Source organism: Rheinheimera soli (assembly GCF_031457405.1).
Taxonomy (GTDB): Bacteria; Pseudomonadota; Gammaproteobacteria; order Enterobacterales; family Alteromonadaceae; genus Pararheinheimera; species Pararheinheimera soli_A.
Genome location: NZ_JAVDWR010000001.1, coordinates 631,505 through 645,762, shown reverse-complemented (window position 1 = coordinate 645,762; position 14,258 = coordinate 631,505). Strand labels below are relative to the sequence as shown.

Here is a 14,258-nt window from a genome sequence, read left to right as displayed (position 1 = left end):
GGCCTTGTCGTCATAAAAAGTGGTTCAGGCCACGACTTGCCAGCGACCGCCTTTGGCAGGTCCTGTACGAAGCAGTTTGCCTTCCGCCTTTAACTTCGCCAGTTGTTTTTCTATGGCTCTGGAGCTTAATCCAAGTTCATCCGCTATGGTTTTAGCACTTAATCTGTTGTCTTTTTTCAGTTTCTTTAAAATCTGATCTTCGGTTTTATACCAGGGCCCTGGCGTTTTTGTTTTCACTTTTTGTGGTTGCAGCTGCACAAATTGTGTCAAATCGACCAAAGGCTGATCCGGTAAATGTGCCGTCTGGTTGAGGTTACTTAATTCGGATTGCTGTAATTCCAACTGTTCTAATTCGGTGTTCAGCGTTTCGTGAATACTGCGCAACATAAACAAAATAAAAGCTGTTGCATCGTACTTAGGCACGGACTGGCGCAAGGCTTTTTGGTAGTCCCGTGTTTTGTCTTTAAGCACAGCAGTAAAAGGCAAATAAGCAAAACAAGGCTGCCACCGAATTAAAACTAAATGTTGCCACAAGCGACAGAGACGGCCGTTGCCATCAGAAAATGGATGAATAAATGCCAGTTGATAATGCATCAGGCAGGATATCAATAAAGGATGCACCTGTTCATGCTGCAGTTTGTCCAGCAGCTCATCAACCAAAGCCTTCACAGTGGCCGGTGCAGGTGGCATATGCACCAGCTTGTGACCTTCATAAACACCAGCACCCTGCTTTCTGTAGTGTCCGGCATCAGAGGATACTGAACTCATAAAAGCGCCATGTGCCTTGCGTAAATCGGCACTTTGATAAGGATTAAGCTGATCCAGTTGTTGATACAACGTCAGGGCATTTTGTGCTTGTTGTATATCCTGCACCAAAGCCACTACACGTTTACCTGCAGCCAGCTCCTGCAACTGCACAAGAGATAAAGAATTGTGGTCCAAAGCCAGACTGGCCTGTAAAGACTTATTCTGCAACACCAGACGTTGCTGCAATGAAAGCGAAGTGACAACAACGGACCATTGCGCCATTTGCTGTTCGATGCGTTGCACTAAGTCCGGGATCTCCGGATTCGGCTGATAAAAAGTCTGGTACTTATCCATCACAGAATCACCTGTATTTATTCAATATATTTAATTTATTGACCAGCTAAGACTAATAGAGGTTCACTGAAAAAACAAAGTGTTAGCAAGTTTTTAGCGATTTTTCTAAATTTATGGAAATAAAACCGCAAAAACTGAATAGAACAGCTTGCTTTCGTTACCCGCCTCAATAACTATTGAGGCAGAATAAATCAGGATCTTTAACCAGCATGACTGCGGTTGAACAAGATGAAAAGCAGGAGTTTTTGTGCCGGTAAAGCGTTACTCTACGTCTGAGCTTACGCTGCGATTTTGGGCAGCTATTGCGTTGTTATTTACTTTCAGCGCGATTTTTGTTGCTTATGTCTATGCAGAAAAACGTATTGATGCAGCCAATGATCAGCGGGTGTATTCGCTGAAAATCATCGGCGAGTTGCGTCAGTCTTCCGATGATTTAACCCGTATGGTGCGAAGCTACATTGCAACGGGGGAGCATCGCTACAAAAACCACTTCAATGAAATTATCGCAATACGAAATGGCCAGTCGGCCAGGCCCGTCAATTATCATCAGGTGTACTGGGATTTAGTTAGCGAAGAAAACCAGAGACCCCGCCCCGCTGGCTCCCGTGTCGCATTATTGGATTTAATGAAAGCCACAGGTTTTACCGATGCCGAAATGTCTGCCTTACAGGAAGCCAAAATTCAGTCCGACCTGTTGGCAGTGACAGAGCAAAAAGCGATGCAACTGCTGGAAAGACCTGAAATTGATCCGGCGCAAAAAGAGAACAACAAACAACAAGCCCTGCTAAGCGTGTTTGATCTGAACTACCACAATGCCAAAATCGCCATCATGCAACCCATAGCCACTGTGTATAGTCTGGTGGACGAGCGCACAGCAGATGAAGTAGAGGATGCGATGTTTTACGCTCTGGTGATGCGTATTCTGTTTATTCTGTCCGGTTTACTGCTGTTTTATTCGCTTTGGGATATTAAAAGAGTTCACAACAGTATTTTGGGTGCTTCTGTCAGCCATTTATACGACCAGATTAAAGCTATGGGCCGGGGTGAAGTGCTGCAAGGCGCAGATCTGCGAAAAGCTAAACCTGGCAGCATTATGAGCTGGCTGGGTGCTACCCAGCTTCGGCTGAACAGCTCAATTCAGGAACGTCAGACTCTGATCCAGACGCTGCAGCAAAAAGAGCAGTACCAACGCACCCTGATTGACAGCATTCCTTTTGTAGTCTGGTTAAAAGATATTCACGGCCGCTATCTGGAAGTAAACCAGAAGTTTGCTGAGCAGTTTCAGCATCGAAATACCAGCCAGTTGGTGGGGAAAACAGACGCCGACTTATTTGATGCACAACGTGCTTTAAGTCATGTGGTCCATGATAAACAAGTACTGACATCAGGCCAGCCACAGGTGATCCGCTCGCAACATAAAACTGAAACAGAGCAGTCCTGGTATGAAACCTACAAAGCCCCTGTATTGGTTGATGAAGAGTATGTAGGCACTGTCGGTTTATCCCGGGATATTACACTTGAGCACACCGCAGACAACAAATTGCGCTTATCTGCCAGCGTGTTCACCCATGCCCGCGAAGGCATTATGATCACCGACCCATTAGGTGTGATGATTGATGTGAATCAGGCCTTTACCGAGATCACAGGCTACAGCGCTAAACAAGCTATAGGCTGCACCCCACGTTTATTGCAGTCTGAGCATCTGGATGAACTTACTTTTAGTTCCATGTGGCAAAGCCTTCAGCAGCAAGGCTTCTGGTCTGGTGAACTCTGGAGTCGCAAGGCGTCAGGCGAAGATTTTTTTCAAAGCCTGACCTTAAGTGCTGTCCTGGATGATAAAGGCCAGTTACAACATTATGTCGGGCTCTTTTCTGATATTACCAACCAGTACCAACAGCAACAACACCTTGAAAAAATTGCACTTTATGACTCCATGACGGGCTTACCAAACCGTAGCGCTTTAACCCGGCAGTTACAGCTGCTGCTGAAAAAAGCCACTGAAGAGCAGATGCTGGCTATTGCTTATCTTGATTTAGATGGTTTTAAAGAAATTAATGACCGGCACGGCCATGAAACCGGCGACCAATTCTTAATCGCCTTGTCCGAACGACTGCAGTCTCAGCTTGAAGAAACCGAGTTGCTGGCCCGTATCGGCGGTGATGAATTTGTGGTGTTGTTGCCTGCGCTGAGTGATAAAAAAGCCGGGCTTGCCAAAATTCAGCAACTGCTGGATGTGGTGGCTAAACCGCTGAAAATAGACGAATGGATGTTGTCGGTGTCTGCCAGTATAGGCCTGACCTTTTACCCTCAGACGGATGCCACTGAAGCAGAACAGCTGGTACGTCAGGCCGATCATGCCATGTATCAGGCCAAGCAGGATGGTAAAAACCGCTGTCATGTCTTTGATACCGACTATGCCCGCAGTTTACGTGGCCACCAGGAAACCATAGTAGAAATCAGACAAGGCCTGGCACTTAAACAGTTCAGATTGTTTTATCAGCCCAAAGTTAATATGCACACAGGTGAAGTGATAGGTGCAGAAGCGCTGATCCGCTGGATGCATCCACAAAAAGGTATGGTCGCTCCTGCCTTATTTTTACCTGCGATAGAACAACATAGTCTGGGAGTGGAATTAGGCTATTGGGTGATTGAAGAAGCACTGCGTCAGTTGGCCGAATGGCAACGTCAGGGTATGACTATCCCTGTTAGTGTCAATATCTCAGCCTATCACTTACAGCAGCTGGATTTTGTGAATCGCCTGCAATTGTTACTGCATTTTTATTCAGATGTGCCAGCCTCTTTGTTGCAACTGGAAATTCTGGAAACCAGTGCGCTGAATGACTTAACCCATGTTCAGGCCGTAATGCAGGCTTGTATTCGCAGTGGTGTCAGTTTTGCGCTGGATGATTTTGGCACTGGTTATTCGTCCTTAACCTATTTAAAACGTCTGCCCGCAACAGTGCTGAAAATAGACCAGAGTTTTGTCCGCGATATGCTGGTTGACCCGGACGATTTAGCCATTCTCAAAGGCATTATTGTATTGGCCAATGAATTTAAACGTGAAATTGTTGCTGAAGGGGTGGAAACCACAGAACACGGCGAAATGCTGCTGCAATTGGGTTGTACTCTGGCTCAGGGCTACGGCATAGCCCGTCCTATGCCAGCCGAGCAATTTATGCCGTGGAAAAAAGCCTGGCTGCCGCCTGATGTCTGGGCCACAGCATCGGTGGGATCGGGTATTCAGCCTTCAGGCGCCAATAAAACATTGACCACACACTCTCAGCACAGAGCCGTTTAAACCAGCGGCATCTGGTCGTGCAAAAAAGGCGACAGCCAAAGCCACATCCTGAGGTAAACCCGCCTGACTCAGCGAGTTTAACCGCCGTCCCACTTCACGTGGGATGGCCGGCATAGCTGCTGTCATTTGAGTTTCAATAAAACCTGGGGCTATGGCGTTAAAGGTAATGCCTCTGTGGTCCTGCATCGCCATATACTGGCAATACCCGACCAAAGCGGCTTTTGAGCTGGCATAGTTGGTCTGGCCTTTTTGCCCTGCCAAACCATTCATCGACGACAACAACACCACCCTTCCACCGGACTGGATCAATTGCTGTTCCAACAGCAGTGAATTAATAGCTTGCACTGCACGCAGGTTCACGTCCAGAGTTTGAGTCCACTGGGCTTCTGTCATTCTGTGAAATAGTTTATCGCGGGTGATACCAGCGTTGTGCACCAGAATATCCAGTGTCAGACCTTGCTCTGTTAACCAGTGCTGCAATTGCTGAGCACTGTTGCTCTGACTGATATCCAGCACCAGGCTTTTGCCTTGCAGCTGCTGCATCAAGGCGTTAAGTGCCTCTTCGGCTTGTGGAATATCCAGCCCAATAACGCTGGCTCCCTGCTCTGTCAGCGTTGTAGCTATGGCAGCACCAATGCCACGGGCTGCGCCTGTCACCAAAGCAACTTTCCCCTGAAGTGGTTTTTGCCATGGGCTGAGTTCAGCTATTGTTACCGCACCTACTGGCAAGACCTGACCTGTGATATAAGCCGAAGCTTTAGACAGGAAAAATTCTGCAACAGGCAACAGGCTCTGCTGTACGCCCTGGCGCAGGGATAATAAATTTGCTGTACTGCCAAAACGCCCCAGCTCTTTGGCAATGGAGCGGGTAAAGCCCGATAAAGCAGCAGCTGCGGCTGCGGCATCTGCGTTGCTGGCATCAGCCACAGCTCGCGCCAGTATCAACACACGGCCATTTTTCGCCAACACAGGTAAAACACTGTGTAAGTGTTGCCAGACTAAATCCAGCTCTTTGGTATTTTGCAGTTCAGTACCATCAAAAATAATGGCCTGAAATGGCCCGACTGACGCTTCATCAAAACGACTATCAGGCAGAAGGCTTAAATGCTGACGCAACAACACACTGTGCGGGGATATTTTGCCACACAGCAGCACTGAACCACTAAAACATGCGGCCTCTCCTTGTGGTCGTTGCAAAGGGGTCGCTTGTGGCACACCACACCAGCGACCTGCTGCAGAATCTAATAAAGCGCTCACCCAGGATGTCATGGCTAGTCTCTGTCGGCTTAAAAACTTCAGTTATCTTAACGGCATACCGGCAGTGATACCAGCTCTGGCTAATGGCAGACTCAGGGCCAGTTGGTGAGCGTAAGGCAGAAATAGATAGATTTAACAGGGAACCGACTCTGTGCCCTGCTTTGTCTGCTGGATTTGGTTATTTTCCATCGCAACTCTCCTACCACTCAAGCAATCAGACCGCAGTACCGACTTAAAAAACAACGATAGCACTGAGTCCAGGCACCTTGTGATCACTTCGCAATGCACCACTTTTAACGAAAATGCACAACATCTGTGCAAATCTGCAATTTATATGTTGAAAAAACGCTCGGTCTGCATTATAAACAAAAAGACAACGTTGTTTATTGTCGATAAAAATAACATTCACATCAACAGGACAAGACATGAAAACATTCTCCATGCATCCGTTGGCGAGAGGCATTCATATGCTTCTGACAAGTAGCACTTTGTTACTCCCCACTTTCGTTTTGGCAGAGCAACAAACAGAGCCGCCCATACAGGAAGAACAAAAAAATAATGAGGAAAAAGAACAGCAGGATATCGAAATAATTCAGGTGTCTTATGGCTATGCCTCAGTTGAGAAAAAAGATCTGACAGGTGCTATAGCCACTGTTCACGTGGAAGATATTGCCGATATGCCCGCCGGGAATATCATGCAAAATTTGCAAGGCCGGGTACCAGGCCTGCACATAACCACCAACGGCAACCCGAACTCAGCGGCCACAGTGCGTATTCGTGGCCAGGGTCTGGGTCCTTTGGGAAACAATGACCCTCTGTACATCATTGATGGCATTCCGACTAAATCAGGTCTGCACGAGATCAACAGCAATGATATAGCGGACGTGCAGGTCCTGCGTGATGCTGCTGCGGCCAGTATTTATGGTTCACGTGCCGGCAATGGCGTCATTGTGGTCACGACAAAAAAGGGCCATGAAGGTCTTGATTTTAACTTTCGTTTTAATCAAACCCGCGAAAGTTACAGTTACGATTTAAACCCCCTGAATACCGAACAACGAGGTATGGCCGTTTGGCGTGCCGCAGTGAACGATAAAACCAATCCAAATTCAGCAAGCCCCTTGTATAACTTTGACTGGAATGGCGATTACGATAATCCACAACTTAACAGCGTAAATCTTCCTGCTTTTACGGATCCGGACAATCTGCAACGCCCTGCCGACACCCGCTGGTTTGATTTAGTCACCCACGAAGCCGATGTGCGGGACTTCAATGCGTCTTTATCCGGAGGAGATGAAACTAGCCGGTTTTACAGTTCATTGGGGTATTACAACTCAGACGGCATAGTGGATGGTTCTAACTTTGAACGTATGGCCTTTCGGCTGAATTCAGACCATGAACTGATTAAAGACCGTTTAAAAGTAGGTCAAACTTTTCTGCTGACCAATCAGGTTGGCAACCTGATCAATGATTTAGCAGGACAGATTCTGGGTTTATCCATTGAGCAACAGTCCATAGTGCCGGTTTTTAACGATGAAGGGGGCTGGGGAGGCCCTGTACCTGGCATCACGGACAGAGATAACCCGGTCAGGATCATTGAACAAAACCGTGACAATAATCACCGTTTCAACAAAGTGATGCCTGGCTTTTATGCCGAATACAGTCCTTTAGAGGATCTTAAACTCAAAAGCAGTTTAAGTGTCGACTACAGCCAGTTTTACTTCCGTAATTTTACCCGTAGTTTTAAAGCCGGAACTCTGACTTTCGGCGACAGGCTGACGGTCGATAACAACTGGAGCCGCAGCATCATTGCCAGTAATACCGCCAGTTACAAAGTGGTATTGGATGAGAAACACAGCTTCAATTTGCTGGCTGGTATTGAACAAATCAACTTTAAACGCGAATCGGCCCGCGCTATAGGGTCTGGTTTTGCCTCCAATGATCGTGATTTTGCGTTTTTATCTCAGGCCACCAGGGATGTGCGGGTTGAAGGTGATGGCGACAGCTGGGCACTGGACTCTCAGTTTGCCCGAGCCGACTATAACTACGATGATCGTTATCTTGCATCAGCCACAGTGCGACGCGATGGCTCATCCCGTTTTGGCGAAAACAATAAATACGGCACCTTCCCAGCCTTTTCTGCTGGCTGGGTATTGTCCAACGAAGAGTTTTTTAATCTGGCCTCTGTTTCCAACCTGAAACTAAGGTTGAGCTGGGGTGAAACCGGTAATCAGGAAATTCCGGGCAATGCCACCGCGACCACTTATATCCCTCGTTACGCCACTCAGTCTTTGTTTACTAATCAACAGGACGAAGGCACGGCTTATGACATTACAGGCGCCAATGGCGGTACTTTGCCTTCAGGTTTTGTCCGTGCTCAAACCGGTAACCCTGACCTGAAGTGGGAAACATCCACACAAAGCAATATAGGCCTGGATATTGACCTGTTTTCCAACACTGTCTATGCAAGCTTCGATTGGTATCAGAAAGAAACAAGGGACATTCTTACGCTGACCCGCCCTATCGCGACTTTAGGAGAAGGAGCACAAAAATGGGTCAACGGCGGCACCATCGAAAATAACGGCTTTGAAATGATCTTAGGTTATCAGGACTGGTTAAGTTTCGATGGCTGGGAAGATCTCAAAGTGGACGCATCCTTTAATTTGTCCAAATCCAGAAATAAGGTCACAGCTTTACCGCAAGACGTGATCAACAGCTTTGGTGGCAACGGCCAGGATAAAACTATTCTTGGTCGCTCCATCAACTCTGTATACGGTTATGTGGCCGATGGTTTGTTTCAAAGCCAAAGCCAAGTGGATGAACATGCAACTCAGGCGGGTGCAGCTCCGGGACGGATACGCTGGGCTGATTTGGATGGCAATGGTGTGATCAATGAAAACGATCAGGACTTTTTTGCCACTACAGATCCTGATTTTATCTATGGCCTGAATCTGACGCTGAACTACAAAGACTGGGACTTTAATATGTTCTGGCAAGGGGTGGAAGGGGGACAAATCCGTAACAACTGGCGCCTTTTTACCGATTTCACCTCGCTGAATATTGGCTCTAACTATGGCTCAAGAGTATTGGACGCCTGGACTGTGCAAAACAGCGACTCCACAGTACCAGCCCTGACGTTGGTAGATACCAATGGCGAAGGCCGTCAGTCCAGCTTTTTCTGGGAAGAAGGCAGCTATCTGAAGCTCAGAAATATTTCCGTGGGGTACAGACCAAATATCGACCTGCTGGATAAGTTTGGCATTCAGGAAGCCCGGGTTTACCTGCAAGCCTCTAATTTACTCACTCTGACTCCGGGTGGAACCTTAAGCGAAGATCCGGAAACACCCAATGAAGTCTTCCCAGTGCCGCGCCGTATCACTCTTGGCCTTGAAATGACCTTTTAACAGCAATTTCAGCACTTCAACGAATGAGAACTACTATGAAACAGCTTATATACCCTTTATTCTGCAGTCTGCTTGCACTCCAGCTGACAGCCTGTGGCGGAAGTGACGATCTGGACGTGCCGCCAAAGGCAGTACTGACACCTGATCAAGTCACCACAGTAAGTAATATAGATGCACTGGTGATTGCCACTTATAGCTACCTTGGCAACGACCATTACACAGCACCCAACTTTTTATGGCCTACAGGAAATCTCCGGGCTGGAGATGCCCACAAAGGCGGCAATGGCCCTTCCGATATCTTTGCTTACCATGCTTTATCTATGTTTGAACCTATAGTGCCGGAAATGGAATCTTTCCCGCCCGATCTTATTGATTTAAATGATAAAAAATGGAGCCGCAATTACACAGGCATTTCCCGTGCAAACGAAGTGCTGCGTGTCATCGCCAACGCCGACAGCCAGGTAAGAGATACGCTGCAGCAAAAAGTTGCAGAGGCTCGTTTTGTCAGAGCACTGTTTTACTTTGACCTGAAAATCCACCATAAATGGATCCCATGGATAGATGAAACACTGTCGCAGGAGCAAATACTGGCTGCCAGTAACCGCGATCTGACGGATCAGCAGCTGTGGGACAAAATAGCGGAAGATTTTCGTTTTGCTATGAACAATTTGCCTGATGTACAAAAAGATGTAGGCAGGGCATCCGCCCTTTCTGCAAAAGCATTGCTGGCCAAAACCCTGTTGTATCAGGCTTATGAGCAAGATGATCAACACAATGTGATTGCCATCAATACAGACAAGCTCAACGAAGTAATCAGATTAGTGACAGAAGTCGAGCAGTCGAATGTCTATAACCTGCACGACGACTATGCAAAAAACTTCCTGGTTGACTATGAAAATGGCGTGGAATCCGTGTTTGCGATACAGCGTTCGTTAAATGACGGATCTCCGGATGGACGCGGCAGCTGGGCCAGCGCATTAAATGCTCCTCAGTCAGGTGGCTTTGGTTGTTGTGGTTTTCATGTGCCAACAGAAAACTTTGTCAATGCTTTCAAAACCGGCGCTGATGGCCTGCCTTTGTTTGATACAGGGAATAACGCCATTTATAACAAAGACACTGACGCTGTAGACCCTCGACTGGATCACACTGTCGCCATGGAAGGTAAACCTTTTAAATACGATGCCAATTTAATCCATGGTGGAGATTCCTGGTCCAGAGCACCAGCTATCTATGGAAACTACACAGGGATGAAAGATTTAGAACATCCTGACTGTGATTGCCGTGGTGAAAATGGCCCCTTCCCTATTTTCTCGCTGAACACTGTACTGGTGCGTTTCTCAGATGTGCTGTTATGGAAAGCTGAAGCTCTGATTGAACTGGATCGAATGAACGAAGCAGTGCCTGTTATTAACAGGTTACGCCAAAGAGCTGCAGCCAGCACAGCCCGTTTAAACAACGCCAGTATCTACAGAATAGGTCAATACAGCGCTTTCAACTCAAAAGACGAAGCCCGACAAGCCCTGCGTTGGGAGCGTCGGTTGGAATTGGGACTGGAAGGTCATCGCTTTTTTGACCTGGTGCGCTGGGGGATAGCTAAAGAAAGCCTGGATCAGTATTTCCTGATAGAAAAAGGCCGTAAACCTTACCTGCAATCGGCTCATTTCACCAAAAACAAACACGAATACCTGCCGATCCCCAATCTGCAGATCAACTTAAGCGGCGGGTTGTACGTCCAGAACCCGGGATACTAACCAGCACCAGTCAGAGCAGGCCTGGTGTCCGCTCTGACTGGTGCCATTAAAGAAGAAAGATATGAATAAAATTTTGTATTGGGCGATGACAGTTGCCGTCGCTGGTTTTTTGTTTGGTTTTGATACTGCCGTTATTTCCGGTGCAGATAAACCAACACAAGAGCTATGGCAAAGTTCCCCCCTGTTTCATGGCTTATTTGTGATGTCCTCAGCATTATGGGGCACAGTGCTGGGTGCATTGTTCGGCAGCTGGCCTTGTGACCGCTTTGGCCGTAAATTCACACTGGTGCTGATTGGTGTGCTTTATACACTATCCGCTATTGGCAGCGCTTTAGCTCCTGATCCTTACAGCTTTGCAGTGCTGCGTTTTATTGGCGGCTTAGGTGTGGGTATGTCCTCTATTGCAGTTCCGGCCTATATCGCAGAAATTGCTCCGGCAGCCTGGCGTGGCCGTCTGGTTGCGTTGTACCAGTTCCAGATTGTATTCGGAATTCTGGTCGCATTCCTGTCGAATTATTTGCTGGCCGGCACTATTGATGCCGACTGGCGATTAATGCTGGGTGTAGAAACTATACCGGCGCTGGCTTATTTATTGATGGTGTTACGTGCACCTGAAAGTCCCCGCTGGCTATTGCAACAACAAAAACCTGAGCAGGCCAGAGCCGTCTTTCGCCAGCTTGGGCATCAGAATGCTGAGCAAATTATTACCGATTTCCAGCGTGAGCAACGGGTTCACGCCAACGAATCCTTGCTGACAAAACGCTACCGTTTTCCTGTCATGCTGGCATTTCTGATTGCCGTCTTTAATCAGGTGTCCGGTATCAATTTTATAATTTATTACGCCCCCCGTGTTTTTGAACTGGCAGGCCTGGATAGCTCAGCCTCATTGCTGTCCAGTGCAGGTATAGGAGTGATCAACTTGCTCTTTACCATGCTTGGGCTCTATCTGATTGACCGCCTGGGTAGAAAAACACTGATGTATATAGGCTCTGTGGGTTACATCCTGTCGCTGGCAACCGTCAGTTGGGCCTTCTCCAGCGGAGTCACTGGCTACTTTGTTGTGGGTGCCATTTTTACCTTTATTGCAGCCCACGCCATAGGCCAGGGCGCTGTGATCTGGGTCTTTATTTCAGAGATATTCCCAAATGCGGTGCGCTCTAAAGGCCAGTCACTGGGTTCAGGTACTCACTGGATCTTTGCTGCTCTGATCACCCTGATGATGCCATGGGTGCTTGCCCATTTCAGCGCGGCTCAGGTCTTTGCATTTTTCACATTCGCCATGGTGTTACAACTCATTTTTGTCAAAACCATGATGCCAGAAACCAAAGGCAGGACCCTGGAAGAGTTATCCGGTAGCCTGCTGTCGAAGGAGATATAACCTTATGCGTCGTATTTATGTTTTATGCACAGCTTTAGTTCTGGCAGGCTGTAACCTGCCTTCAGCACCAGAAAAAAACCAAGCTGGAGCCCTGCCGCTTTATCAGGAACAATACAGGCCACAAGTACATTTTACGCCTGAACAACGCTGGATGAACGACCCAAACGGTATGTTTTATTACCAGGGCGAATACCACCTGTTTTATCAGTACAATCCAGATGCATCAGTGTGGGGCCCTATGCATTGGGGCCACGCTATCAGTAAAGATCTGCTGCACTGGGAACACCAACCCATTGCGTTATATCCGGATCAGTTAGGCACTATATTTTCAGGTAGCGCCGTTGTTGACCATAAAAACACCAGCGGCCTTGGCACTAAAGAAAACCCGCCTATAGTGGCCATTTATACCTATCATGACCCTGTAGGGGAAAAACAAGGCAGGACAGATTTCCAGACTCAAGGCCTGGCCTATAGCCTGGATAAAGGCCGGAGCTGGATAAAACACCCGTCAAATCCTGTGCTGGCAAATCCTGGGATCAAAGATTTTCGTGACCCTAAAGTGGTATGGCATGAGCAGAGTAAAAAATGGATTATGGTATTGGCACAGGCAGATCATATAGGTTTTTACAGCTCGAAAAACTTAATCGACTGGAGCTTTGAAAGTAACTTTGGCAAAGACTGGGGCAGCCATATTGGCGTTTGGGAATGTCCGGATTTAATTCTGCTGCCCATTGAAGGTTCAGATCAACACAAATATGTGCTGATTGTCAGTGTAGGTTCAGGCGGTCCGAATGGAGGCTCTGCGACTCAGTATTTTGTCGGTGACTTTGACGGCAAAAGCTTTCAATTGGATGAAGACTGGCAACAGGCATTAAAACCTGAAGCACCAGTATTTCCACAAGGGCAAATCTTCGCTGATTTTGAAAGTGGATTACAGGGATGGACTGCAGTGGGTAACGCCTTTGCGAATGCGCCAACAGCTGGTGCTCACCCGGAACAGGCACCAGTGCAGGGTTTTGAAGGCCAGTATCTGCTCAACAGTTTCGCCGACAAAGACAAGGCCACTGGAACTTTAACATCAAGCCCCTTTACTATTAGCAGCAGCTACATCAACTTTATGTTGGCTGGTGGCAAATTTGATGAAAAGCTAGGCATGAACCTGTTGGTCGATGGCAAGGTAGTCCGCACTGCAACAGGCCAAAATAGCGAAAATTTTCAACTACATAGTTGGGATGTGACAGAACTGAAAGGGCAGCAGGCTGTGTTGCAGGTGATCGATGAGATCAGCGAAAATTGGGGACATATTTATCTGGATCAGATTGTTTTTTCCGATAAACCTGCTTCTTCTAAAGTAGAACCTGCACTCTGGCTGGACTATGGTACGGACAATTATGCAGGCGTCACCTTCAGCGCTATACCAGGAGAGCTGAAACAGAGCATCTTTATGGGCTGGATGAGCAACTGGCAATATGCACAAACGGTTCCAACTGAAGTATGGCGTAGTGCCATGACCTTACCACGACAGTTGAATCTGGTGCACAGTGATGGTCTGTTACGCCTGAAATCTACACTGATACCTGAACTGCAAAAGCTTGAGTTGAATAAAAAGCAATTTGGACCACTTTCAGGCCGGCATACAATAGCTTTACCTAAGCCTGAACATCAGTCAGGTTCCAGCCGTATTGACCTGAAGCTGGAGCAACAGCAAGGTGTGTCAGAGCTGATCCTGCATAATCAGGCGGGTGATCAGGTAAAAATTGAGTTTGATTTTGTCAAAAAAGAACTACGACTTGATCGCAGACAGTCTGGTAAGGTGGGTTTTGATAAGCATTTTGGCAATGTGCAAACAGCACCCATGATGGGGGATTTCAGTAAAAACACCCTGACCTTAGTGCTGGATGAATCGTCACTGGAGCTGTTTTGGCAAGATGGTCAGGTGGTGATGACCGCCCTGCTGTTTCCACAACAACCTTATGACAGCTTACAGTTGGATCTTGCCGAACATGCGTCCATCGGGCAATTGACCTTAACAAGGCTGAAGTCAATCTGGACAAATTAGCCTAAACCCTGAA

At 47.4% G+C, this 14,258-nt stretch carries 7 protein-coding genes; 5 read left to right on the top strand and 2 right to left on the bottom strand.

The window, feature by feature from the left end; genetic code table 11:
- Positions 1-24: 24 nt before the first annotated feature.
- Positions 25-1,101, bottom strand: coding sequence for a Fic family protein (locus J2W69_RS02930; RefSeq protein WP_310274398.1), 1,077 nt, complete (start codon positions 1,099-1,101; stop codon positions 25-27).
- Between the two features lie 247 nt (positions 1,102-1,348).
- Here J2W69_RS02930 and J2W69_RS02925 point away from each other — a divergent pair, with 247 nt between their 5' ends.
- Complete coding sequence (locus tag J2W69_RS02925) at positions 1,349-4,399, top strand: sensor domain-containing protein (RefSeq protein ID WP_310274396.1); 3,051 nt, start codon at positions 1,349-1,351, stop codon at positions 4,397-4,399.
- Here the strand turns inward: J2W69_RS02925 and J2W69_RS02920 are convergent.
- Complete coding sequence (locus J2W69_RS02920; RefSeq protein ID WP_310274394.1) at positions 4,349-5,668, bottom strand: 3-oxoacyl-ACP reductase; 1,320 nt, start codon at positions 5,666-5,668, stop codon at positions 4,349-4,351. The two genes, J2W69_RS02925 and J2W69_RS02920, sit on opposite strands and share 51 nt — an antisense overlap.
- Positions 5,669-6,081: 413 nt before the next feature.
- Between J2W69_RS02920 and J2W69_RS02915 the strand changes: the two genes are divergently transcribed.
- The 4 genes from J2W69_RS02915 (at position 6,082) to J2W69_RS02900 (ending at position 14,245) form a co-directional block, all read left to right on the top strand.
- On the top strand, positions 6,082-9,057 hold the full coding sequence (locus J2W69_RS02915) for a SusC/RagA family TonB-linked outer membrane protein (protein ID WP_310274392.1): 2,976 nt from the start codon (positions 6,082-6,084) through the stop codon (positions 9,055-9,057).
- Between the two features lie 35 nt (positions 9,058-9,092).
- On the top strand, positions 9,093-10,808 hold the full coding sequence (locus tag J2W69_RS02910) for a RagB/SusD family nutrient uptake outer membrane protein (protein WP_310274390.1): 1,716 nt from the start codon (positions 9,093-9,095) through the stop codon (positions 10,806-10,808).
- A gap of 61 nt (positions 10,809-10,869) precedes the next feature.
- Positions 10,870-12,186, top strand: coding sequence for a sugar porter family MFS transporter (locus J2W69_RS02905; protein WP_310274389.1), 1,317 nt, complete (start codon positions 10,870-10,872; stop codon positions 12,184-12,186).
- A gap of 4 nt (positions 12,187-12,190) precedes the next feature.
- Positions 12,191-14,245 (top strand): glycoside hydrolase family 32 protein, encoded by a 2,055-nt coding sequence (locus tag J2W69_RS02900; RefSeq protein ID WP_310274387.1) that lies wholly within the window; start codon positions 12,191-12,193, stop codon positions 14,243-14,245.
- Positions 14,246-14,258: the final 13 nt, after the last annotated feature.

Bases quoted from the DNA above. Each gene is read 5' to 3' on its own strand.
- J2W69_RS02930 (WP_310274398.1), bottom strand. From the start codon at position 1,101: ATGGATAAGTACCAGACTTTTTATCAGCCGAATCCGGAGATCCCGGAC.
- J2W69_RS02920 (WP_310274394.1), bottom strand. From the start codon at position 5,668: ATGACATCCTGGGTGAGCGCTTTATTAGATTCTGCAGCAGGTCGCTGG.
- J2W69_RS02915 (WP_310274392.1), top strand. From the start codon at position 6,082: ATGAAAACATTCTCCATGCATCCGTTGGCGAGAGGCATTCATATGCTT.
- J2W69_RS02910 (WP_310274390.1), top strand. From the start codon at position 9,093: ATGAAACAGCTTATATACCCTTTATTCTGCAGTCTGCTTGCACTCCAG.
- J2W69_RS02905 (WP_310274389.1), top strand. From the start codon at position 10,870: ATGAATAAAATTTTGTATTGGGCGATGACAGTTGCCGTCGCTGGTTTT.
- J2W69_RS02900 (WP_310274387.1), top strand. From the start codon at position 12,191: ATGCGTCGTATTTATGTTTTATGCACAGCTTTAGTTCTGGCAGGCTGT.